We start from the raw sequence: 21,615 nt of genomic DNA, 5'->3' as shown, positions 1-21,615 counted from the left end.
CCGAAACAGCCTTTTGGGGGAGTGCCCATGAACATGTACCCAAGCGATCTTGAGACCTCATCGGAGCGGGCCAAAGCCGAGGCGGCTTTGGCCGTTTTGCGTGACTGGGCGACCCGCGCCACGCCGACCGAGGTGGCCGAACTTGACCCGGCGATTTCGCGGCTTTTGCCGGAGGCGGATGATTTCGCCAATTACCCGGCGCTGCGGCGCGCCTACCCTGAGGATTTCGAGGCCTCGGAGGCCTATCGCGACACACTGCCCGATCTGCAAAACGGACCTGAAAGCCTGATCAAAGGCGCGAAACGTCAGATTCAGCATGTCGGGATTTCGAATTTTCGCCTGCCGATCCGGTTTCACACGCGTGACAGCCATGATGCGGGGGGCGATCTGACACTTGAGACCTCGGTCACGGGCACGGTCAGTTTGGATGCGGAGAAAAAGGGCATCAACATGTCCCGGATCATGCGCTCCTTTTACAAACATTCCGAGCGCACGTTTTCCTTTGACGTGATCCAAGCCGCGCTGCGCGATTACAAAGCCGATCTCAACAGTTTCGATGCGCGCATTCAGATGCGGTTTTCCTTCCCGGTCAAACGCGCCTCGCTGCGCTCTGGGCTGAGCGGGTATCAGTATTACGACATCGCTTTGGAACTGGTGGAGACCAAAGGGAAAATAACAGAAATCATGCATTTGGACTATGTGTATAGCTCCACCTGCCCCTGTTCTCTTGAACTTTCCGAACATGCGCGCCGCACCCGGCACCAATTGGCCACACCACATTCACAACGCTCCGTGGCGCGGATTTCGGTCGAGGTGCGCGACCAGACGGACACCCTTTGGTTTGAAGACCTGATTGATCTGTGCCGTGCGGCTGTGCCGACCGAGACGCAGGTCATGGTCAAACGCGAAGACGAACAGGCCTTTGCCGAACTCAACGCCGCCAATCCGATTTTCGTAGAAGATGCGGCGCGGCTGTTTGCGCAAAATCTCGAACATGACCACCGGATCGGCGATTTTCGCATCATTGCCTCGCATCAGGAAAGCCTGCATTCCCATGATGCGGTGTCGGTTCTGACCGAGGGCGACACGTTCGCGGCGCAAAGTATTGATCCGAAACTCTTTGCCACACTTTTTCACGTTGGATGATCGTTACGCTGCGCGTTCTTGACATGCGCACTTTGGCCAGCCAAGCCTTGCCGCTATGACGGATCTGCGGCCTGTAGGATATGTAGTCGGAACGCTCGTGGCCCTTTTGGGGCTGACGATGGTGATCCCGTTGTTGGTCGATCTGGCCTATGGCAATGCCGAATGGGGCGTGTTTTTGGAGGCGGGCGTGGTCACCACCGTGGCGGGCGTGTCCATGGCTTTGGCTTGTGCCAATGGCAAATCCGAAGGCCTCTCCATTCAACAAATGTTCCTTTTGACCACGCTGATCTGGCTCATCTTGCCGATCTTCGGTGGCATCCCCTTTATGCTCGGCGCGACCGAGGCCGGGTTTACGGACGCGTTTTTTGAGGCGATGTCGGGGATGACCACCACCGGCTCCACGGTGTTCTCCGGTCTGGACGATCTGCCTGAGGGGCTGTTGCTCTGGCGGTCGATGTTGCAATGGTTCGGCGGCATCGGGATCATCGTCGTCGCCATGGTGTTCCTGCCCGAACTCAAAGTCGGCGGGATGCAGGTGTTTCGCTCCGAAGCCTTTGATACGGATGGCAAAGTCCTGCCCCGCGCCGCCGAAATCGCCTCGCGGATTTCGGTGATTTACGTCTGGCTCACCGTGGCCTGTTTTATCGCCTATCTGGTGGTGGGGATGAGCGGGTTTGACGCGATCAACCACGCGCTGACCACGCTCTCCACCGGCGGGTTCTCAACCCGAGACGCCTCTTTCGGAGCCTTCCAAGGCCCGGCGGAATATGTCTCATCTTTCTTCATGATCCTCGCCAGCTTGCCCTTCGTGCGCTATGTGCAATTGATCGCGGGCAGTGCCAGGCCGTTTTGGCGCGACACCCAAATCCACGCCTATTTGGCGGTGATTTTTGGCCTGACCCTGTGTTTCGCGATCTACCGGCTGATCGTCAACGAGGACCATTTCGAACACTCCTTTCGCGAAGGGATTTTCAACGTCACCTCGATCATTTCTGGCACCGGCTATGCCTCGGTCGATTACCAGCTTTGGGGCGCCTTTCCCGCCGTTGCGTTCTTTTTCATCGGCCTGATCGGTGGTTGCGCGGGATCGACGGCGTGCTCGGTCAAAATCTTTCGCTATCAGCTATTGTTTGCCTCGATGCGGGCGCAAATTCGTAAAATTCACAGCCCAAACGGCGTCTTCACCCCGCGCTACCAAGGCCGCCCGGTGTCTGAGGATGTACTCTCCTCGGTGATGGCGTTTTTCTCATTTTTCATCGTCACATTGGGCATCACGTCGGTACTTTTGGCGGCGACCGGATTGGATCTTGTGACTGCGATTTCGGGCGCGGCCACGGCACTGGCCTGTGTCGGGCCGGGGCTCGGGGACATCATCGGGCCTTCGGGCAACTTCGCCTCGCTCAATGATCCGGCAAAATGGGTCTTGGCCCTTGCCATGTTGGTCGGGCGGCTTGAGGTTATGTCGGTCTTTGCACTGTTTACCATCCGGTTTTGGCGGTCATAATTCCCCCACACAACGCTTGGGAGACCACGCATGTCTGAGACACCGAATACGCCCGACACTGACCCGCATGTGATGAGTTACCATCGTGTGCGCCAAGCGCTTGGCGCTGTTGCGCTTTTGCTGCCATTGAGTTTGATCCTTGGTGGGGTGGGGGTGGAGGGCAGCCTGCGTGACAGCCTGTCCAACTACTTTTTCTCGCCTTTGCGCGAGGTTTTTGTCGGCGCGCTTTGGGCCATTGGCGTGTTCCTGATCTCCTACAAAGGTTACGCGCGGCGCTCAGATGAGCGGTTCTCTGATCTGGTGCTGGCCCGGATCTCGGGCCTCTCCGCCCTGATGGTCTCGGTGTTCCCATCGCTCGAAGATTGTCCTGTGAAGACTGAGAGCTGTGTCGTGCCGGAGCGCACCGTGACCCAAATTCTGGTCCACACCGGACCATCGGCCTGGGTGCATAATATCTCTGCTGTGGTGTTTTTCCTCTGTCTTGTGGTGTTCTGTTTGGTGCAGTTCCCCAAAACCTCTGACCTGGCCCGCCGCCGCATTTACCGCGCCTGTGGCTACGGCATTTTGGCGACGCTGGTGTTGATCACCTCCGCCTTTTTGGCGGGGCGTTTGGGCGGTGAGGCGGCGGCGGAGTTTGTCTCTCGGCACAATCTGATTTTCTGGGGCGAGGCCTTGGGCGTTTGGATTTTCGCTTTGGCGTGGTTGACCAAAGGCAAGGCGGATCAATCCGCGATCCGGTTGATGCGCAAAATCGTCCCCGGTGCCTAAAGCGCGCATAGCTACGCATCCCATAAAAAAGCCCCGCAAAATGTGCGGGGCTTTCGATTTTACGAGGGGGCTGACTTAGTTCCAGCAGCTCACCAAGACCGTCAAATCGCGGCCCACCGTGACCAGTTCGCTATCCGACATATCGCGCGCCGCGTCCGAGGCCGACACGGCGATGCCATTGTTTGAGAGGAAGGTCGCGAGCTTTTCCATGTCATAGGCAAAGGCGACATCACCGGGCAGGGTGCGCGCTTGAGACTCGGAGATGGCGTCTTTGTCCACCAACATGCCGATGACCGCGCCTTGACCGTTCAAAAGCGGCCCGCCCGCTTCGCCCGGCAGCGTGGTCATCGCCAAACGCAACAAATCCTCTTCGCCGTTCAAGCCTTTGTGCTCGGCCATCAGCCCATAGTTCAGGGTCGGCGCGCCGAGGCGGCCCTCATAGGCAAAGCCAGACACAGACACTTCGGACTGAAGCCGAGGCAAGTGGCTGTCGAATTGGGCGACAGAGAGGGGGGCGAGAGGCTCGGTGGGGGTCAAAAGCGCCATACCGCCTTGGGTCGCGGTGACCGTGGCCTCATAGCTGTCGTCCAAGGTGATTTTCGTACACTGCGCCACCAGAGCGGCGGAGGTCAAAACCGCGCCGGAGGCATTGACGTAAAAGCCGCTTCCGGCGGCCTCAGGACGGCGAATCTCAAGCCCAGCCATCAGGTCGATGTCCTGCGTGGCGCCGTTGCCATAGGCATCGGGCAGCACGCCGTCGATCGGGGTGAAAGAGGCTTTCATCGCGGCAAGCGCCATCTCGCGGCGTTGTTCGTCCCCTGCTGGCCAAATCAGGGTCCAGCCTTTGACCGTTCCATTTGCCAACCGCACCTCGGTGTGTGAGACGATGTTGGCATTCATCCCGGTCAGGGTGAAGGATGTGCTGTCGCGGTTGCGTGGGCCATCCATGGGGACGATCTCAAGCGTCTGCATGATCTCATAGAGCCCGCCCAACGTCGCCTCATCGCCGGTTTGCGAGATCAACATGACCTGAACATTGGAACCGTTTTTGGCAGAGTATTTGGCAAAGGGCGGCGTGTAGGCATCAAAGCCCACCATGCCGGTGGGCAGGGTGATGGCAATGCCTGCTACATCGTCGGTGACGGGGGCCAAGGACAGGCTGTCGATCACGGTGTTATAGGCGGCCAAAACCGCACCGCGTTGGCGGGTGGTTAACACGCCGGTGACGTCATAGCCATTGGCGGCCTGCCAGTCGGACATGGCGCGCCGCGTGCCGGGGCCAAAAGCGCCGTCGATGCCGGAATTATACACACCCGCGAATTTCAACGCACGTTGCAACGCCTCGCGTGACGGACGGTCCAGATCGCGTTCGGATTGCCGGGCTTGGGCCGGGGTTTCGTCGATCTCCACCGGGGTCATCGCGGTCTCAACGACCTGTTCGGTCACAGGCGCAGCCGTTTCAGCGGGGGCCGCCGGGGTCAGGGTCGCGACATTGACGCCCACGGGCCAAAACGGTTGTTGAAAGCGGTCGCCTTCGGTCAGATAGCTGTCGCCGGGAATGATGCCTTGGGCGCGCAGGGCGCGGCGGGCGTCTTCGGCCTCCGCCTCGGTCGCGTAGGGGCCCAATGCGATGGCATGCCAGCGGCCCGGAAGGTTAAACCCCACCACATTTGGCAGTTTTGCGGCATAGCCTTGCGCCGCGTCGGTGGCTTGGGTCAGGGTCGGCTGGGCTTCGACCTGAATCCATTGTTGGGCGTTGGCCGCAGTGAAAGACAACGTGGCGGCAAGTCCAAATGGGACTGCGGCGAAAAACCTATGCATAGAAACCCTTACTTGCTGATGACTGGGCTTGGCCCAATTCTTGTAACTTTTCGCAAAGAAACCATGTTTTACAGGAAGGTCAACAAACAACCCGGTGAGATATGACGGAAAAAAGTCAGGTGTGGCAGGCAAATCCGCCTGAATGTGCCAGAATGCAGCCGAGATGCGCGTGTGGGCGCCCCTTTCGATTGACGCCCCGTCGGCTCTTGGCTAGTGAGAAGCCGCGTTTCCCAAGCTCCGAAGGCTGAGAGTACTCCATGTCTGAGATGACCGAAAAACCGCGCTCCTTTCAGGAGATCATCCTACGGCTTCAGGCCTATTGGGCCGCAAAGGGCTGTGCCATTTTGCAACCTTATGACATGGAAGTGGGAGCGGGGACCTTTCACCCGGCCACGACCCTGCGCTCGCTCGGCACAACGCCTTGGGCCGCCGCCTATGTTCAGCCGTCGCGTCGTCCGACCGATGGCCGCTATGGCGAAAACCCGAACCGTTTGCAGCATTATTATCAGTACCAGGTGCTGATCAAACCAAGCCCGCCCGATCTTCAGGACCTCTATCTTGGCTCTTTGAAAGCCATCGGCATCGACACTGATTTGCATGACATTCGCTTTGTCGAGGATGACTGGGAATCTCCCACCCTTGGCGCGTGGGGGCTGGGCTGGGAGGTCTGGTGTGACGGCATGGAAGTGTCGCAGTTCACCTATTTCCAACAGGTCGGCGGCCATGATTGCCGTCCTGTCTCGGGCGAGTTGACCTACGGGTTGGAGCGTCTGGCGATGTATGTTTTGGGCATTGATCACGTCATGGACATGCCGTTCAACGACCCGCAATCGCCGATCCCGCTCACTTACGGCGACATCTTTAAACAGACCGAAGAAGAATATTCGCGCCACAACTTTGACGCCGCCAACACCGAGATGTTGCTCAAACATTTCGAAGAGGCGGAGGCCGAATGCCATGCTTTGCTGGCGAATGATGCACAGGACCCGAAAACCGGCAAGCGCATCATCATGGTCCACCCGGCTTATGACCAATGCATCAAGGCCTCGCATCTGTTCAACCTGTTGGACGCACGCGGCGTGATCTCGGTCACCGAACGTCAGGCCTATATCGGGCGCGTGCGCACCTTGGCCAAGGCCTGTGCCGATGCCTTCGTGCAAACCACGGCGGGTGGATATGCCCCCGAGGCAGCAGCGCAATGAATGGTAAATTCGTCGCAGGTGGCATCGTGTTGACAGCAATCGTTTTTGGCGCGGGTCTCTATTACTCGCAAATCTACGCCTATTATAAACCGATCGACGCCAATGCCCCCGCCGCCACCGTGCGCCTGACCACGTTTGATGGCGTGACTGAGGACATCTTGGCCGAGGATTTCAACGGCATCGACGCCGACACCTCGCCGATCAAATTCCGCGCTTGTTTCACCACGCCGCTCTCGCTGCCAATGATGACCGAGACCTTCAAACCCTATACGGACGCGGCCCCTTTGGTGGCGCAGAAATGGTTTGACTGTTTTGACGCCGGGCGCATTGGCGCTGACATCGAAGCCGGGACCGCCGTGGCGTTTCTGGGCGAAGAAAACGCCCCCTACGGCATCGACCGTGTGGTCGCCGTTTACCCGGACGGGCGCGGCTATGCCTGGAACCAAATCAACCATTGTGGCGCGGCCGTGTTTGACGGCGATCCCGCGCCTGCGGATTGTCCCCCCGCGCCAGAAGGAAACTGATCCATGCCCGATTTGCTGATCGAACTCTTCTCTGAGGAAATCCCGGCGCGGATGCAAAAGCGCGCTTCTGAGGATTTGAAATCCCTTGTCACCAACGGTCTGGTTGAGGCGGGTCTGACCTATGCCTCTGCCGGTGCGTTCGCCACGCCACGCCGTTTGGCCTTGTCCATTGAGGGGCTGTTGGCCGCCTCGCCGACCACGGTTGAAGAGCGCAAAGGTCCTCGTGTGGATGCGCCGGAAAAGGCGCTTGATGGCTTCCTGCGTGGCGCGGGTGTGACCAAGGATGATTTGGACATCCGCGATGAGAAAAAAGGCCAGGTCTATGTCGCCAAGATCACCAAGCCGGGCCGTCCGGCCGCGGAGATTGTGGCCGAGGTTTTGGAAAACACGATCCGCACTTTCCCGTGGCCCAAGTCCATGCGTTGGGGCAATGGCAGCCTGAAATGGGTGCGACCGCTGCACTCTATCGTTTGCATCTTGTCCTCTGAGGAGGGCGCAGACGTCGTGCCGTTGGAGATCGACGGGATCACTGCGGGCAATACCGTTTGGGGTCATCGGTTTATGTCCAAAGGATCGTTCAAGGTGTCGAACTTTGACGGCTATGTCGCAAAACTCAAACAGAATTTCGTGGTCTTGGACCCGGTTGAGCGTGCTGATCATATTTGGCAGGACGCCACCACCCAAGCCTTTGCGCAGGGTCTGGAAGTCGTGGACGACAAAGGCCTTTTGGCCGAGGTCGCGGGGCTGATCGAATGGCCCGTCGTGTTGATGGGCGATATTGACGACGCTTTCCTTGGTCTGCCGCCCGAGGTGCTTCAGACTTCGATGAAAGAACACCAAAAATTCTTCTCCGTGCGCAATCCCAAAACCGGTCGGATCGAGAAATTCGTTACTGTGGCCAACCGCGAAACGGCGGACAACGGTGCGACGATTTTGGCGGGCAATCAAAAGGTGCTCTCCGCGCGCCTCTCAGATGCGAAATTCTTTTGGGAAAATGACGTGCGCACGGTGGAGCGCGCCAAAGACAATAAGGGCCTTGAGGCCATGGGCGCGCCCTTGGCCAATGTCACCTTCCACAACAAACTTGGCTCGCAGTCCGAACGCATTGCCCGCATCGCCGCCTTGGCCCGCGAAATCGCGCCCATCGTTGGGGCCGATGCGGATGAAGCGGAATTGGCCGCGAAAGTCGCCAAGGCCGATCTGTCCTCTGAAATGGTCTATGAGTTCCCCGAGCTGCAAGGCATCATGGGGCGCTACTACGCCAAGAAAGCCGGGCTGTCGGACGCCATCGCAGATGCCTGCCGCGACCACTACTCGCCGCTTGGGCCCTCAGACGATGTGCCGACCGACCCGGTCTCCGTCGCCGTGGCTTTGGCCGACAAGCTCGACACGCTGACAGGCTTCTGGGCGATTGACGAGAAACCCACGGGATCGAAAGACCCGTTCGCGCTGCGCCGGGCAGCGTTGGGGGTGATCCGCCTGTTGATTACAAACAACGTGCGTCTGAACCTCGACCGTTTTGTCGATGCGCAACTTCTGGAGCACAAGATTGCCGAAGCGGACGAGAATGACGGTATCATCGACACTCTGAAAGAAATTCTCGAAGAGATCGCGGAACATGGCGTGTTCGGCGCAGCGTTCGAGGCGATTGCAGACAAGCTGTCTGAGGCGCAAAAGGATGCAGTGATTTCGGCGGCGGGCACTGTACCCGATACGTCCGAGGATCTGCTCGCGTTCTTCCATGACCGCCTGAAAGTCTTCCTGCGTGACGAAGGCATCCGCCATGACGTGATCGACGCCTGTCTCGCGATGGACGGGGCCGACGACATCACGCTTCTGGTCAAACGCGCCCGCGCGCTCTCGGAAACACTGGCCACCGAAGATGGCAAAAACCTGATCCAAGGCTTCAAACGCGCCAACAACATCCTCACCCAGGCCGAGGAGAAAGATGGCGTCGAATATTCCTTTGGCCCGGACATCAAATTTGCCGAAAACGATGCAGAAAAGGCGTTGTTTGCCGCACTCGACACCGCCGAAGCCGCGATCAAACCCGCGATGGAGATTGAGGATTTCGCCGCCGCCATGTCCGCCATGGCCGCGATGCGCCCAGCGGTGGATGGGTTCTTTGAGGCGGTTCAGGTCAATGCCGACAATGACATCCTGCGCCGCAATCGCTTGAACCTTTTGGGTCGTATTCGCGACATTTGCCTCTCTGTCGCTGACCTGACCAAGCTAGAGGGCTAAACCCGGCTCTGAGGCTGCAACATTTGATGTGAGCGCAAACCTTTCAGTTGCGCTCACGCCCTCCCCAAGCGTACCCTGCGCCACAAAGGGAGTGCCGCAGTGCAGCAAGACAATGAAAACCTCGGGTTTACCCGCATCCGCCGCGTCGCTCCGATTGCCGTGAACACCCATGGCGGGCGGGCGAAATGCCTTCAGCGTTTGATCCGGCTTGATCTCCCCGTGCCTGAAACCATCGCACTGAGCTTTGATGCGGTGCACCGGCTGGCCGAAGGGCAGACGTTCGACAAACATGCGCTGTTGCGGGTGTTTGGCGATGCGCCACTGCTCTCTGTGCGGCCCTCGTCCGAGGACCCCGATTGGGGCGGCCCCGGCGCCATTCTCAACATCGGGATGAATGATGCCCGCCACGCCGAGCTGACCAAAACCCACGGTCCAGAGGCGGCGGACGCGCTTTATCTTCGATTCGTGCAATCTTATGCCGTGCATGTCGAGCGTTTGGACCCGGAAGTGTTCGAATTTGACGCGTCTATGTCGGTGTCCGACGCTTTGAAATCGGCTCTGAGCGCCCATGAAGACGAGACCGGCGATCCGTTCCCGCAAGATCCGGCGTTTCAATTGGGGCAGGTGTTGCGTTCGATGGCGCGCGCGTGGGAGGGCACGACCGCACGGCTGTTGCGTCAGGCCAAAGGCGCGCCTGCGGATGCCGGACTTGGCTTGATCGTTCAGGCGATGTCCTTGGGCATTGGGCCGGACGAATCCGGGGCGGGGGTGATGCAGCTTGTCGATGCCACGACCGGCGCGCCGTTGATCAAAGGGCGCTACAAACGTCAGGCACAGGGGCGCGAGGCGCTCTCGGCACAGAGCAACGCGATGTACCTGACGCAGGACGTGCGTGGCCCGTCGCTTGAGGAAGAACAGCCGAAACTCTTTGCCGAATTGGTTGAGATGAGCAAACTCTGCCGTCAACGGCTGCGCGAAGAGATGCAGGTGGAATTCACCATTTCGGGTGGGAAATTGAGCGTGCTGGACGCGGTGCGGGTGCCACGCAGTTCGCGGGCTGCGCTGCGAATCGCCGTGCAATTGGCCGAAGACGGGATTATTTCGCACGAAGATGCGATTTTGCGGGTGCCGCCACGCTCGTTGACCGAATTGCTCCACCCCCAAGTCGATCCAAACGCCCCGCGAGATGTGATCGCCAAAGGCATCGCCGCCTCGCCGGGTGGCGCGGTTGGTCGGATCGTGTTCAACTCCACGGTGGCGCAAACCTATGAGGCGCGCGGTGAGCCCTGCATCCTTGTGCGGCGCGAAACCACGCCCGAAGACATCCGCGGCATGCATTCCTCGGTCGGCATTTTGACCGAACGCGGCGGCGTGACCTCGCACGCGGCGGTGATCGCGCGTGGCATGGGCGTGCCCTGTGTGGTCGGCGCGTCGATCCGCATCAACACGCGCGAACGCACGCTGACCTTGGAAGACGGGCGCAAACTGGCCGAGGGGGACATTTTGACCCTCGATGGTTCGGCAGGCGAGGCCCTGGTCGGGGAGGCGCAAATGTTGCCGCCGGTGAAGGACCATTGGTATTTGCAATTGATGGAATGGGCCGACGCGATCCGCGATTTGGGCGTGCGCGCCAACGCCGACACGCCAGCAGACGCCGCCATGGCGCGCGACTTCAAGGCCGAAGGTATCGGGCTGTGCCGGACTGAGCATATGTTCTTTGAGGCGGACCGTTTGACGGTGATGCGCGAAATGATTTTCGCCTCCGCACACGAAGATCGCTCCGAAGCCATCGCCCGGCTGTTGCCGATGCAACGGTCTGATTTCATTGAGCTGTTTCGGATCATGGAAGGCTTGCCCGTGTGCATCCGGCTGTTTGATCCGCCGCTGCATGAATTTCTGCCCTCGGATCGCGAAGGGGCCAAGGAACTGGCCGAAGCGCTCGATCTGCCGCTCTCTGATGTGACGCGCCGGATCGAATGGCTGTCCGAGTTCAATCCGATGTTGGGGATGCGCGGTGTGCGTTTGGGCATCACCTTCCCCGAGATTTACGAGATGCAAGCGCGGGCGATTTTTGAGGCCACAGTGGAGGCGTCCAAACATGGCGCGCCTGTGGTGCCCGAGATCATGATCCCGCTGGTGTCGGCACGCCGTGAGGTGGAGATTGTCAAAACCCAGATCGACGGGGTGGCGGCTGCGGTGAAAAACGAAACCGGTGCGGCCTTTACCTATCGGCTTGGGGTGATGGTTGAAACGCCGCGCGCCGCGTTGCGCGCCCATGACATCGCCCAACACGCCGATTTCCTGTCCTTTGGCACCAACGATCTGACACAGATGGCCTATGGCCTGTCGCGCGATGATGCGGGGCGGTTTATGAACGCCTATGTGCAACAGGGTGTGTTCCCCGAAGACCCGTTCCATTCGCTGGATGTTGAAGGGGTGGGGGAGTTGTTGCGGATTGGGACAGAGCGCGGGCGTTCGAGCCGTCCGGACCTCACCGTGGCGGTGTGTGGCGAACATGGCGGTAACCCCGAATCTATCGCCTTCTGTCGGGCCATTGGGTTGGATTATGTGTCCTGTTCACCGTTCCGCGTGCCGGTTGCCCGCCTTGCCGCTGCGCAACTTGTCGCCGAAGAGGCAAAGTGATCACAGTCGGCTTTCAAGTTGCTGAAAATAAAGGCTCTTATTGGCCGTTTTTTGAGAATTTTATGGGTTTTTACAACTGTGTCTTGACTGTCCAGAAACCCGCTGGAACGCCCTAGACTGGACCTTTGAGGAAAATTACCCTATCCCGCCGTTCGAATGACACCCCGTGAGGCCTAAAGGTTGGGCGCAATGGAGGGATAAATGAGATCCTTAAACAAGCTGACGGCGCTTGCGCTTGTGGCTACACTTGGCCTTTGCGCCCTTCCCGGTGCAGGCCAGGCTGACGTCAAACTCAGCTCGTCAAACGACCCAAGCCTCGCGCTTGGCCTGCCGCTGACGGCGCTTTTGGACCAAGAGCGCAACGGTTTGAAAAATGTCGATGCGGATGCGATCGAACGGTTGCTGGCCAGCTTCAAGCCGAAGCCAAAGCCGACGCCCCCCGTGAGCGTCGAGTATTCCGACGCGTTCTTGTTGCAACAGCCCAAAGCGACGGGTGGCGAGCAATGGCAGTGTCTGTCTGAGGCGCTGTATTTCGAGGCCCGCGGCGAAAGCGTCAAAGGTCAGTTTGCCGTGGCCGAAGTGATCCTCAACCGCGTGTCTTCTCCGGCCTTCCCGAACACCGTTTGTGGCGTCATCCATCAGGGTACCGGCAAAAAATACCAGTGCCAATTCACCTATACCTGCGATGGCCGCGCCGAAGTGATTTCAGAGCCGGCGGCATGGGATCGGGTCAGCAAGGTCGCCCGCCTGATGTTGGATGGTGCGCCGCGCCCGCTCACCGAAGGGGCCACATTTTATCATACCCGTGCGGTGACGCCGAGCTGGGCGCGCAAATTCGCCCGCACGGCGCAGATCGGGGTTCACTATTTCTATCGCAAACCCAAAGTCTAACAGCGCAGATCACGGATTTGTTTCAGACCCCGCCGGTAAAACGGCGGGGTTTTGCCGTTCGCAGCGAGGTGAGGGGCGAAAGGGACATTGGCCTTGGACGCGCCGGGAAAATAATTGTAGCAAGGCGAAAATAACCACGAAAGACCCAAACGTGTCCGAGATCCGACAGGCCTTTGAGCATCCCGAAGTGCGCGCCAGCGCCACCGCCGCAGAGGCTCCACATGACCGAATTTCCCTGCGCGATCATGTGGTCGAGGTCGAAATCGGTGCCTTTCAGGCCGAGCGCGGCGTGCGGCAACGGGTGGTGTTCAACGTGGTGGTTGAATTGACGCCGGTCAGTGGCCCCATTGACGACGATGTCGACCGCATCCTGTCCTATGATCGACTGACCGAGGCCATTCAGATCGAATTAGCCGCAGAGCGTCTCAACCTGTTGGAAACTCTGGCCGAACGCATTGCCCTGCGCATCCTGTCCGAGCCGCGCGCGTTTCGGGTCTTTGTCCGCATCGAAAAACTGGACCGGGGGCCGGGCGCTTTGGGCGTTGAAATTGTGCGCAGTTCTGACCCCGCCACGGATCACCCCATAAGCGCGCAGAGTGTGACACCCGTGCCGCATCCGGTGATTGTGCATCTTTCGCCTGAGGCGTTGTCCCATCCAAATCTTACGGCTTGGATCGACGCGATGGATGCCGACCCGCGTCCGGTGATTGTCACGGTTGGCCTGCCGTTGAGCGAACGTCCGCAGTCGGAGGCAAAGCCTGCGCAGCGGCGGATTGACCTTTTGGCGATAGAACAAAATGCGTGGACGCTTGCGGGCCGTGACCCGCGTTGTGTGGTGCGTGCCTCGCGCACCGAACTTGATTGGGCGGCGCGCCAAGGCCATATCTCGGTTTGGGCCCCGTCAAAAATGGTACTCGATGCGGTGCACGGGCCAAAGGGCGAGGTCGGTGATCTGGTCGTGTGGTTGGCGCAAGAAATGTCTGCAGTCGCGCTTTTGACGCTGGGGGACACCCCGATTGACGGCGCGCATGCGCTTGATCTGGCTGGTCCCTGTCAGCTTCCTGCGGCTTCCAAGTGAGCCTCGCGATGTCCTCTCTCTATTATCGTCCCATCCTCTCCATTGATCCTGCGCGTCCCTCAGGCGCTTTGACGCTTGCGGGGGGCTGGGTCTGGTTTTCGCAGGTCGAGGTGTTGTCGCGCACAGCCCCGCCGCAGATCATTCCCGCCGCCGATCTGCCCGAGGAGGTCAAAACCCGCCTGACCGTTCCCCGTGCGCCTTTGGCTGGGCTGGATCTTGCGCGGCCAAACCTGATGGGCATTCTCAATGTCACACCCGATAGTTTCTCCGATGGCGGGTTGTTTGACGCCCCCGAAGCCGCTCTGGCACGGGCGCAGATGATGGTCTCTGAGGGCGCGGATATCCTTGATATTGGTGGCGAAAGCACCCGTCCGGGCGCGGCTTATATTGCCCCTGAGGTCGAAATCACCCGCACCGCGCCGGTGATTGCCGCCATTCGGGCGGGCTCATCGGTGCCAATTTCCATCGACACGCGCAAAGCGCCTGTGGCGGCTGCGGCCTTGGCCGCCGGAGCGGATTTGGTCAATGATGTCTATGCGTTTTGCCATGATCCCGATTTGGCTAGTGTCACGGCGCAAGCGGGCGCGCCTGTGTGCCTGATGCATGCCCAAGGGGACCCGGAGGTGATGCAAGAGCATCCCGAGTATGAAAATGTGCTGTTGGATGTCTATGACTTCCTTGCGGCGCGGATTGCCGTGGCAGAGGCGGCGGGCATTGACCGCACCCGCATTCTCGTTGATCCGGGCATCGGATTTGGCAAATCTCAGGATCATAATCTTGCACTTTTGCAGCGCATTTCGCTGTTTCATGCGCTTGGATGCGGTGTGCTTTTGGGCGTGTCGCGCAAAGGCTTTATTGGCCGGATCGGTCAGGCGCCAGCGCCGCGAGATCGCGCGCCGGGCTCCATCGCAGTGGCCTTGGCCGCGGTGGCGCAGGGAGTTCAGATTCTGCGGGTCCACGATATCAAAGAGACAAAACAAGCGCTTGCCCTGTGGCAGGCAGTGAGTGGCGAGGGAGGTCAGCATGACGCGTAAACTTTTTGGCACGGATGGTGTGCGTGGGCGGGCCAACTCCGCACCGATGACGGCGGAGATGGCGCTGAAACTTGGCGCCGCCGCGGGGCGTTATTTCCGCCGCGATGGTTCGCGCGAACATCGCGTGGTGATTGGCAAGGACACGCGCCTGTCGGGCTACATGTTTGAAACCGCGATGACGGCGGGGTTTACCTCGACGGGCATGAACGTGTTTCTGCTTGGTCCGGTGCCAACCCCGGCCGTGGGCATGTTGACCACCTCGATGCGCGCTGATGTCGGCGTGATGATTTCCGCCTCGCACAACCCGGCTGAGGACAATGGCATCAAATTTTTTGGCCCCGATGGGTTCAAATTGTCGGACGAGGCCGAGACTGAAATTGAACGCCTGATGGAAACCGATATTGAGCCGGCGCAGGCCGACAATATCGGCCGCGCCAAACGGATCGACGATGGTCGGTTTCGCTATAACGAACGAGTCAAATCCACCCTGCCGCGTGGGATGACCCTTTCGGGTCTCAAGGTGGTGATTGATTGCGCCAATGGCGCGGCCTATCGCACCGCCCCTGAAGTGCTTTGGGAATTGGGTGCCGAAGTGATCCCTGTAGGCACCCATCCCAATGGCCGCAACATCAACGATCACTGTGGTTCGACCTATGTTCAAACTGCCGCCGAAGCGGTGGTGGCACATGGCGCGGATGTTGGCATTTGCTTGGATGGCGATGCCGACCGGGTGATGATTTTGGACGAGACCGGGCAGGTGGCTGATGGCGACCAGCTTATGGGGTTGATGGCCAAATCATGGGCCGATCAGGGCCGTTTGGCGGGCGGTGCTTTGGTTGCAACGGTGATGTCGAACCTCGGGTTGGAGCGGTTCCTGGAGGCGGAGGGCCTCCGGTTGGAACGCACCTCCGTGGGCGACCGCTATGTGGTCGAACGGATGCGTCAGGGCGGGTTCAACCTTGGCGGCGAGCAATCCGGTCATATCGTGATGACCGATTATGCCACGACCGGTGACGGTTTGTTGGCGGGCCTGCAATTCCTGGCCGCTATGGTTGAGACCGGCAAAAAGGCCTCTGAGATGTCACAGGTGTTCGATCCGGTGCCGCAGCTTTTGAAAAACGTGCGCTATGCCACTGGGCAGTTTCCTTTGGACGACAGCGGCGTGAAGGCGGCGATCGCGGATGCGGAGGCCAAGCTTTCGGGCAATGGCCGGTTGTTGATCCGTAAATCCGGTACAGAGCCGTTGATCCGGGTGATGGCGGAAAGCGTCAGCGAGGCGGTGCTGACCGGAGCCGTGGATCAGGTGGTGGCTGCGGTTGAGACCGCAACGCGGTAAGCCGATATGTTGGATAAAGATAAGAAAAGGTGGCTTAATAGGCCGCCTTTTTTATAATATATCGTATTTGTGCAAGTTCTTCGTTTACTGGCCCGCCGCAAAAGGGGAATAGACGAGGCACATGCCAGCGTTCATCAATGTCCAGATCACGCCAACGATACGCAGGCCGATCCCAGAATTTCCTTTGGGTTGAGCAACCGCGACGGCGCGCGCGACGCCCAAAAGGTAGACGCCAAAGACGACGAACGACGCGCTCAACAGTGGCGACAAGAGCGGAACGAATGAGGCAAGCGCTAAAAAAACAACCATGACGGGCAAAAACAACAGGCCTGCCAAATAATTGCCCGCCCAGAACGTATCGCCAAGGCCCTCACGCCCGGCCAATAGGCTTTTCCAAAACCCAAAAGTGAACATCCGCGCCCGCTCGGCTTGGATCTCGCCCTCATTTTCCGGGGTCAAATCGGCGGGGATGTGGTCGTCATGTGGCGTCTTGGTCATGGGAAACTCCTTTGGCCCATCTGCACATGAAAAAGAGCGCCCCGCAAGGCGCTCTTTCGACGCATTTGGGCGTCGTCTTGGGCTTATCCGCGCAGTTTATGGTGCAGGATGATCGGCACCACAAGGTCCTCTTCGTCGCTCAAATGCCGCGCCAAAAGGGCGCTGATGTCTCGGGCGCTGCTCTCAACATCGCCGACCTCAGCGCGCATATCGACAGGCGACAAATGCGCCAGTTGCACCACGCGGTTGGCGCTGCGTTGGAACCGATCCAATGTGGCGTCGAGGGCCGCGTGATCGGCCTCCAACATCTCAAGCCCTGCCATCAGACGCCCCTCTGCGGTCCCCAATTCGGGAAAGAATTTCCGATCTTCCCAGCTGTGATGCCCATGCAGATTGCGCAACAGGAGATCGCCGTATTTGGCGAGCTTTTGAGCATAGATTTGATCGTCCAACTCGGTGTCGATAAAGGCCTCGGTGTCCTCCAAAACATAGGAGGACAGCGTGCGAAACATGGTGTGAGCGCCCATCCAATTTTGGATGGAGCTGGCGAAATTCGGGTGATCCGGCCAGACATCGCGCGGATAGTCCCGAAGCAGAAGCTGCATCTCTTCTGGCAGCCCCTGTCTTGTGTCCACTGTGTGTATCATGGGGGGGATATGGGGAGGGCTGGATGCGTTACAATATAACGTTTCCGCAGGACCTCTCTGTCATCCGCGCACAAAGATGCGTTTCACTGAGGCCCATTGCGAAATCGCCACCCCGCCAAGGATCAGCCCCAGCGCGATCAACAGCGTGGGCGGCAAAGGCTCGCCCAGAACCTGTGCGCCCAAGACCACGGACCACACGGGCACCTGATAATTGACCAAAGTCATAAAGGTTGGCCCGGCAGAGCGGATCACCAAAACGCGCAACTGGTTCATCGCCGCAGTCGAGACCACACCCAGGAAAATCAACGCAACAAAGGCTTTGAGCGGAGGGATGCCCGGCGCGCCTTCGGTCAAGATCGAAAAGGGTAGGGTGATCAGCGCCCCGGTCGCCATCATAATCGTGGTTAAGGCGGTCGAGTTGATTGGCGGGATACGGCGGATGGTGATGGAATTGAGCGCATAGCAAAATGCCACGGTGAGACAGGCCATGCGACCCCAAAATTCCAAATCGGCGCCCGTACTGTCCAACGCACTTTTGCCAATGAGCAAGGCCACGCCGCAAAACCCAAGCGTCACACCGATGACCGCGCGCAGGGACAGGCGCTCGCCTGCCACCATGAAATGCGCCATCGGCAAGACCACCAAAGGCACGGCCGCCATCGAGGTTCCGGCAAAACCCGAGGTCACATATTGTTGCCCCCAATTGAGCAACAAAAACGGCACGCCCGAGGAAATCGCCCCGGCCCAAATCAACGCCATGGGATGTGGCTTGTTATCCGGGTCGGTGCCCATTTTGAACCCGTCCTTGCCCCAAAACACTGCCATCACCATTGCCGCAATGGCCAGCCGGAAGGTCGCCAACCAAAACGGTGCAATGCCGGTGAGCGCGATCTCGATCACCATGAAGGTTGAGCCCCAGACTAAGCCTAAGACGCCGACCATGATCCAAGAGGCGCGGGTGATATTGGGGAGGGGCGACATGGTTAATCCTCGTAGGGGGACTGGGCGGGCTGGCCGTTGAAAGAGGTCATAGATCCTCATGAAAAAGGCCCCGACGCATCCGCCGGGGCCTTTCGTCATCTTTGACACTGCGCTTTAGTTGCGCGATTTGTCGACCATTTTGCCGGCAGTGATCCACGGCATCATGCCGCGCAGTTTCGCACCGGTTTCTTCGATCATGTGTTCGTCGTTGGCACGGCGGGACGCTTTGATCGTCGGCTGGCCCACAGCGTTTTCCAACATGAAGTCGCGGACGAATTTGCCCTGCTGGATGTCGGTCAAAACGGCTTTCATCGCGGCTTTGGTCTGCTCATAGGGCAGGATGCGCGGGCCGGTGACGTATTGGCCGTACTCTGCGGTGTTGGAGATCGAGTAATCCATGTTGGCGATGCCGCCTTCATAGATCAGGTCAACGATGAGTTTCACTTCGTGCAAGCACTCAAAATACGCCATTTCCGGTGCGTAACCGGCTTCGACCAGCGTTTCAAAACCGCAACGGATCAGCTCGACCAGACCGCCACAGAGCACAGCCTGTTCACCGAACAGGTCGGTTTCGCATTCTTCGCGGAAGTTGGTCTCGATGATGCCCGAACGACCGCCACCGATGGCGGAGCAATAGGACAGGCCGATTTCAAGCGCTTTGCCAGTGGCGTCGGTGTCGACGGCCACGAGGCAGGGCACGCCGCCGCCTTTGGTGTATTCGCCGCGCACGGTGTGACCCGGACCTTTGGGGGCCATCATGATCACGTCAACGCCCGCTTTCGGCTCGATGAGACCAAAATGCACGTTCAAGCCGTGAGCAAAGGCAATTGCAGCACCTTCACGGATGTTGTCGTGGACGTATTTTTTGTAGGTTTCGGCCTGCAATTCGTCGGGCATGGTGAACATGATCACGTCACACCACGCGGCGGCTTCGGCAATGCCCATGACTTTGAGGCCTTCCGCTTCGGCTTTCTTGGCCGAAGCAGAGCCTTCGCGCAGAGCGACGACGAGGTTCTTCGCACCGGAGTCACGCAGGTTGAGCGCGTGGGCGTGACCTTGCGAGCCGTAGCCCAGGATGGCGACTTTTTTGTCTTTGATGATGTTCACATCGCAATCGCGATCGTAATAAACGCGCATATGGGCGCTCCTTATTTTTTGTCTGTGTGCAAGCCTCTTTCGAGTCTGCGGGCACTATCGTTCAAATCCAACCTCTGTCGCGTGCAAAATTTGACCTCATTTCTGGTTTGTGAAATAAGATCATTCGCACAATATTAAATTTATGAAAAAATCATGCAAGTAGACGACACAGACCGCCGCATCCTGCGCCAAGTGCAGGCCGATCCCGAAGCACCCGCCTCGGAATTGGCCGAGCGCGCCGGGGTGACGCCCGCCACATTCGCCCGCCGATTGGAGCGGATGCGCGAGGGCGGCGTGGTCAAAGCGATCCGCGAACAGGTCGATTGGCGCGCCTTGGGCTATGAGGTCGAGGTGTCGTTGCGCGTCACCTTGGACAAAACCGAACCGCGCGCCTTTGACGAATTCATCATTGCCGCGCGCGCTGTGCCGGAAGTGATTTCCATTGGCACGTTCCTGGGCCGGGTCGATGCGCGGCTTTTGGTGATTGCGCGCGATATGTCTGATTATCAACGAATTTATCGCGAATACATCCTGTCCCTGCCGCATATGACCGACATCGAAGCGCTAATGCAGGTGGCGACCATTAAAGACGCGCAATCGGTGCCGCTATGAGCCAAGATGCGATGGAATTGGACGATATCGACCGGCACCTGATCCGCGCTTTATGCGAGGATGCAACGCAATCGGCGGGCGCTTTGGGGCGTGAGATGGGGCTCAGTCAACCGGCGACATGGCGGCGGATCAAGCGGCTGAAAGAACTGGGCATTTTCGGGCCGCGCCGGGTGGATTTGGATCTTGAGGGATTGGGATTTGGCGTCACGGTGTTTTTGGGCATCAAACTGGCCACGAAAGGCCGAGTGTCCTTGGAGGATTTCGAACGTGCCGTGCGCGCGATCCCGGAGGTGCAGACGGTGCAGCACGTTTTAGGCCTGTTTGATTACCGCCTGCGCGTGGTGGCGCAAGACCTGCCGGATTTTGAGCGCGTGCTCAGGCGGCGGATCATGACGCTGCCCGGTGTGGGCAACGTTGAGGCCAATGTGCTTTTGTCCGAGGAACGCCGCCCCGGCCCGATTTAGCGTCCGATCAATGCGGGATTTTGTCTTTGGGCAGATCGACATAGCCGGTGATCATCGGCTTGACCAAATTCTCGCCCTTGCGCTTTTTATACCAAAAAATCGCGGCGACATGGCCCAGAACCATCAGCAAAAGCAGGGTTGAGAGCGGCTCATGCAGCGACAGTGCCTTGCGCGCCACATCGCTTGAGACATACTGCGCCAGCGGGCCGACATTGATGTAATCTTCCGGGTCTGCCAATAGCCCGGACATCACCTGCATCGTGAGAACAAGCAAAACCCCAACGACAAAAATCGCGCCGACCGGGTTGTGACCATAGGAGCGTGAGGGCGTAGGTGAGGGCAGCGTCCGGGCATAGGCCATAACCTTGCCCGGACCTTTGACAAATGTGGCGAACCGCGCCGTTTTGGTGCCGAACAGCCCCCACAACAGCCGCAACACCACGATCCCGGCCAGGATGTAGCCAGAATAGAAATGCAACGTCATGATATTGGGGCCAAATTTGCCCAAGCCCCATGAGGTGGCGAAAGCAATCACCAAAGCCCAGTGGAGGATGCGGACAACGGGGTCCCAAACATAGGTTTTGTTCAGCTGCTCTGACATCTGTTCGCCTCAGTCTCGGCGCTTAAAAATCTTTGGCGCGGTAGTTGTCGTGGCAGGCTTTGCAGGTGCCGCCGAGTTTGCCGACGGCGGGCTGCAGCGCCTCAAGGCCGTTGCCCGCGACGCCGTTCAACTCGGCCACAGCTTGGTAAAAGGCCATGCCTTTGTCCTGAACTCCGGGCATATCGGCCCAGATGTCGGCCTTGGCGCGGGTTTCACCCGGCAGGTCGTCGTTCGAGGTGCCGGGTGCGAAAAGGTCGGACATGGTGTAGCCGGTGAGAGCCGCCAGATCCTTTGCCGCTTGGCTTGCGACATCGGCATCGTAGTCGATTTTGCCCTGAGCCATGGCGCCCAATGTGGACATTTCAAAGCCCACAAGGGTGAAATACGCGCGGCGTGCTTTGGCCACGTCAGAGGGGGATTGGGCAAATGCTCCGGTCGCGGCAGTGGCGGCGATGACGGTCGAGATAATGAGTTTACGCATAGA

20 protein-coding genes are annotated in these 21,615 nt (G+C 59.1%); 13 read left to right on the top strand and 7 right to left on the bottom strand.

The window, feature by feature from the left end:
* The first annotated feature begins 27 nt into the window (after nucleotides 1-27).
* Genes folE2 through C8029_RS02630 form a run of 3 tightly spaced genes read left to right on the top strand, consistent with a single transcriptional unit; the run spans nucleotide 28 to nucleotide 3,418 of the window.
* Nucleotides 28-1,146: a GTP cyclohydrolase FolE2 gene (folE2, locus tag C8029_RS02640; RefSeq protein ID WP_009570916.1), complete on the top strand. Its 1,119-nt coding sequence runs from the start codon at nucleotides 28-30 to the stop codon at nucleotides 1,144-1,146.
* Nucleotides 1,147-1,201: 55 nt separating this feature from the next.
* Entirely contained in the window at nucleotides 1,202-2,650 is a 1,449-nt protein-coding gene (locus tag C8029_RS02635) for a TrkH family potassium uptake protein (protein ID WP_040401875.1), read from the top strand.
* A gap of 30 nt (nucleotides 2,651-2,680) precedes the next feature.
* On the top strand, nucleotides 2,681-3,418 hold the full coding sequence (locus C8029_RS02630; RefSeq protein ID WP_009570914.1) for a DUF998 domain-containing protein: 738 nt from the start codon (nucleotides 2,681-2,683) through the stop codon (nucleotides 3,416-3,418).
* A gap of 75 nt (nucleotides 3,419-3,493) precedes the next feature.
* On the opposite strand, the gene C8029_RS02625 is transcribed toward C8029_RS02630, so the two are convergent.
* Nucleotides 3,494-5,239, bottom strand: a complete 1,746-nt coding sequence (locus C8029_RS02625; protein WP_009570913.1) for a trypsin-like peptidase domain-containing protein — start codon at nucleotides 5,237-5,239, stop codon at nucleotides 3,494-3,496.
* Between the two features lie 257 nt (nucleotides 5,240-5,496).
* Between C8029_RS02625 and C8029_RS02620 the strand changes: the two genes are divergently transcribed.
* From C8029_RS02620 to glmM, 8 genes are all read left to right on the top strand, one after another.
* On the top strand, nucleotides 5,497-6,441 hold the full coding sequence (locus C8029_RS02620) for a glycine--tRNA ligase subunit alpha (protein WP_009570912.1): 945 nt from the start codon (nucleotides 5,497-5,499) through the stop codon (nucleotides 6,439-6,441).
* Nucleotides 6,438-6,965 carry a DUF6446 family protein gene (locus C8029_RS02615; RefSeq protein WP_152002176.1) on the top strand — a complete coding sequence of 176 codons (528 nt, stop codon included), beginning with the start codon at nucleotides 6,438-6,440 and terminating at the stop codon, nucleotides 6,963-6,965. Before C8029_RS02620 ends, C8029_RS02615 begins: the two co-directional genes overlap by 4 nt.
* Nucleotides 6,966-6,968: 3 nt before the next feature.
* Nucleotides 6,969-9,209, top strand: coding sequence for a glycine--tRNA ligase subunit beta (gene glyS, locus C8029_RS02610; RefSeq protein WP_152002175.1), 2,241 nt, complete (start codon nucleotides 6,969-6,971; stop codon nucleotides 9,207-9,209).
* A gap of 99 nt (nucleotides 9,210-9,308) precedes the next feature.
* On the top strand, nucleotides 9,309-11,852 hold the full coding sequence (locus C8029_RS02605) for a putative PEP-binding protein (RefSeq protein WP_152002174.1): 2,544 nt from the start codon (nucleotides 9,309-9,311) through the stop codon (nucleotides 11,850-11,852).
* 201 nt (nucleotides 11,853-12,053) lie between these two features.
* Nucleotides 12,054-12,743 carry a cell wall hydrolase gene (locus tag C8029_RS02600; RefSeq protein ID WP_009570908.1) on the top strand — a complete coding sequence of 230 codons (690 nt, stop codon included), beginning with the start codon at nucleotides 12,054-12,056 and terminating at the stop codon, nucleotides 12,741-12,743.
* A 151-nt stretch (nucleotides 12,744-12,894) separates the two neighbouring features.
* Nucleotides 12,895-13,821 (top strand): dihydroneopterin aldolase, encoded by a 927-nt coding sequence (locus C8029_RS02595; protein ID WP_009570907.1) that lies wholly within the window; start codon nucleotides 12,895-12,897, stop codon nucleotides 13,819-13,821.
* Nucleotides 13,822-13,829: 8 nt separating this feature from the next.
* Nucleotides 13,830-14,855, top strand: a complete 1,026-nt coding sequence (gene folP, locus C8029_RS02590; protein WP_009570906.1) for a dihydropteroate synthase — start codon at nucleotides 13,830-13,832, stop codon at nucleotides 14,853-14,855.
* The gene (gene glmM / locus C8029_RS02585; RefSeq protein WP_152002173.1) at nucleotides 14,845-16,191 is read left to right on the top strand and encodes a phosphoglucosamine mutase; all 1,347 of its coding nucleotides are present in this window, start codon (nucleotides 14,845-14,847) and stop codon (nucleotides 16,189-16,191) included. The genes folP and glmM overlap by 11 nt, the downstream gene beginning before the upstream one ends.
* A gap of 84 nt (nucleotides 16,192-16,275) precedes the next feature.
* Here the strand turns inward: glmM and C8029_RS02580 are convergent, their stop codons facing one another.
* The 4 genes from C8029_RS02580 to ilvC all read right to left on the bottom strand — a co-directional run bounded on the left by C8029_RS02580 (nucleotide 16,276) and on the right by ilvC (nucleotide 19,469).
* Complete coding sequence (locus C8029_RS02580) at nucleotides 16,276-16,689, bottom strand: hypothetical protein (RefSeq protein ID WP_152002172.1); 414 nt, start codon at nucleotides 16,687-16,689, stop codon at nucleotides 16,276-16,278.
* An 83-nt stretch (nucleotides 16,690-16,772) separates the two neighbouring features.
* Nucleotides 16,773-17,324: a hemerythrin domain-containing protein gene (locus tag C8029_RS02575; protein ID WP_226946213.1), complete on the bottom strand. Its 552-nt coding sequence runs from the start codon at nucleotides 17,322-17,324 to the stop codon at nucleotides 16,773-16,775.
* Nucleotides 17,325-17,396: 72 nt separating this feature from the next.
* The gene (locus C8029_RS02570; protein WP_152002171.1) at nucleotides 17,397-18,317 is read right to left on the bottom strand and encodes a DMT family transporter; all 921 of its coding nucleotides are present in this window, start codon (nucleotides 18,315-18,317) and stop codon (nucleotides 17,397-17,399) included.
* Between the two features lie 114 nt (nucleotides 18,318-18,431).
* Nucleotides 18,432-19,469 (bottom strand): ketol-acid reductoisomerase, encoded by a 1,038-nt coding sequence (gene ilvC, locus C8029_RS02565; protein WP_152002170.1) that lies wholly within the window; start codon nucleotides 19,467-19,469, stop codon nucleotides 18,432-18,434.
* A gap of 138 nt (nucleotides 19,470-19,607) precedes the next feature.
* Here ilvC and C8029_RS02560 point away from each other — a divergent pair, with 138 nt between their 5' ends.
* Together C8029_RS02560 and C8029_RS02555 are read left to right on the top strand one after the other, a co-directional pair.
* Complete coding sequence (locus C8029_RS02560) at nucleotides 19,608-20,066, top strand: Lrp/AsnC family transcriptional regulator (RefSeq protein ID WP_009570900.1); 459 nt, start codon at nucleotides 19,608-19,610, stop codon at nucleotides 20,064-20,066.
* Nucleotides 20,063-20,530, top strand: a complete 468-nt coding sequence (locus C8029_RS02555; protein ID WP_009570899.1) for an Lrp/AsnC family transcriptional regulator — start codon at nucleotides 20,063-20,065, stop codon at nucleotides 20,528-20,530. Before C8029_RS02560 ends, C8029_RS02555 begins: the two co-directional genes overlap by 4 nt.
* A 7-nt stretch (nucleotides 20,531-20,537) precedes the next feature.
* Here the strand turns inward: C8029_RS02555 and C8029_RS02550 are convergent, their stop codons facing one another.
* Both C8029_RS02550 and C8029_RS02545 read right to left on the bottom strand, forming a co-directional pair.
* The gene (locus C8029_RS02550) at nucleotides 20,538-21,131 is read right to left on the bottom strand and encodes a cytochrome b/b6 domain-containing protein (RefSeq protein ID WP_152002169.1); all 594 of its coding nucleotides are present in this window, start codon (nucleotides 21,129-21,131) and stop codon (nucleotides 20,538-20,540) included.
* A gap of 22 nt (nucleotides 21,132-21,153) precedes the next feature.
* Nucleotides 21,154-21,612: a c-type cytochrome gene (locus C8029_RS02545; protein ID WP_152002168.1), complete on the bottom strand. Its 459-nt coding sequence runs from the start codon at nucleotides 21,610-21,612 to the stop codon at nucleotides 21,154-21,156.
* Nucleotides 21,613-21,615 lie beyond the last annotated feature (3 nt).

This window comes from Roseobacter sp. TSBP12, assembly GCF_009129705.1.
Taxonomy (GTDB): Bacteria; Pseudomonadota; Alphaproteobacteria; order Rhodobacterales; family Rhodobacteraceae; genus Celeribacter; species Celeribacter baekdonensis_A.
The sequence above is the reverse complement of the archived record's forward strand: the minus strand, read 5'-3'. Positions and strand labels throughout refer to the sequence as shown.

What these genes read in the sequence shown, in the direction of transcription:
- folE2 (WP_009570916.1), top strand. Translation starts at nt 28, where the DNA reads ATGAACATGTACCCAAGCGATCTTGAGACCTCATCGGAGCGGGCCAAA.
- C8029_RS02635 (WP_040401875.1), top strand. Translation starts at nt 1,202, where the DNA reads ATGACGGATCTGCGGCCTGTAGGATATGTAGTCGGAACGCTCGTGGCC.
- C8029_RS02630 (WP_009570914.1), top strand. Translation starts at nt 2,681, where the DNA reads ATGTCTGAGACACCGAATACGCCCGACACTGACCCGCATGTGATGAGT.
- C8029_RS02625 (WP_009570913.1), bottom strand. Translation starts at nt 5,239, where the DNA reads ATGCATAGGTTTTTCGCCGCAGTCCCATTTGGACTTGCCGCCACGTTG.
- C8029_RS02620 (WP_009570912.1), top strand. Translation starts at nt 5,497, where the DNA reads ATGTCTGAGATGACCGAAAAACCGCGCTCCTTTCAGGAGATCATCCTA.
- C8029_RS02615 (WP_152002176.1), top strand. Translation starts at nt 6,438, where the DNA reads ATGAATGGTAAATTCGTCGCAGGTGGCATCGTGTTGACAGCAATCGTT.
- glyS (WP_152002175.1), top strand. Translation starts at nt 6,969, where the DNA reads ATGCCCGATTTGCTGATCGAACTCTTCTCTGAGGAAATCCCGGCGCGG.
- C8029_RS02600 (WP_009570908.1), top strand. Translation starts at nt 12,054, where the DNA reads ATGAGATCCTTAAACAAGCTGACGGCGCTTGCGCTTGTGGCTACACTT.
- folP (WP_009570906.1), top strand. Translation starts at nt 13,830, where the DNA reads ATGTCCTCTCTCTATTATCGTCCCATCCTCTCCATTGATCCTGCGCGT.
- glmM (WP_152002173.1), top strand. Translation starts at nt 14,845, where the DNA reads ATGACGCGTAAACTTTTTGGCACGGATGGTGTGCGTGGGCGGGCCAAC.
- C8029_RS02580 (WP_152002172.1), bottom strand. Translation starts at nt 16,689, where the DNA reads ATGACCAAGACGCCACATGACGACCACATCCCCGCCGATTTGACCCCG.
- C8029_RS02570 (WP_152002171.1), bottom strand. Translation starts at nt 18,317, where the DNA reads ATGTCGCCCCTCCCCAATATCACCCGCGCCTCTTGGATCATGGTCGGC.
- C8029_RS02560 (WP_009570900.1), top strand. Translation starts at nt 19,608, where the DNA reads ATGCAAGTAGACGACACAGACCGCCGCATCCTGCGCCAAGTGCAGGCC.
- C8029_RS02555 (WP_009570899.1), top strand. Translation starts at nt 20,063, where the DNA reads ATGAGCCAAGATGCGATGGAATTGGACGATATCGACCGGCACCTGATC.
- C8029_RS02550 (WP_152002169.1), bottom strand. Translation starts at nt 21,131, where the DNA reads ATGTCAGAGCAGCTGAACAAAACCTATGTTTGGGACCCCGTTGTCCGC.
- C8029_RS02545 (WP_152002168.1), bottom strand. Translation starts at nt 21,612, where the DNA reads ATGCGTAAACTCATTATCTCGACCGTCATCGCCGCCACTGCCGCGACC.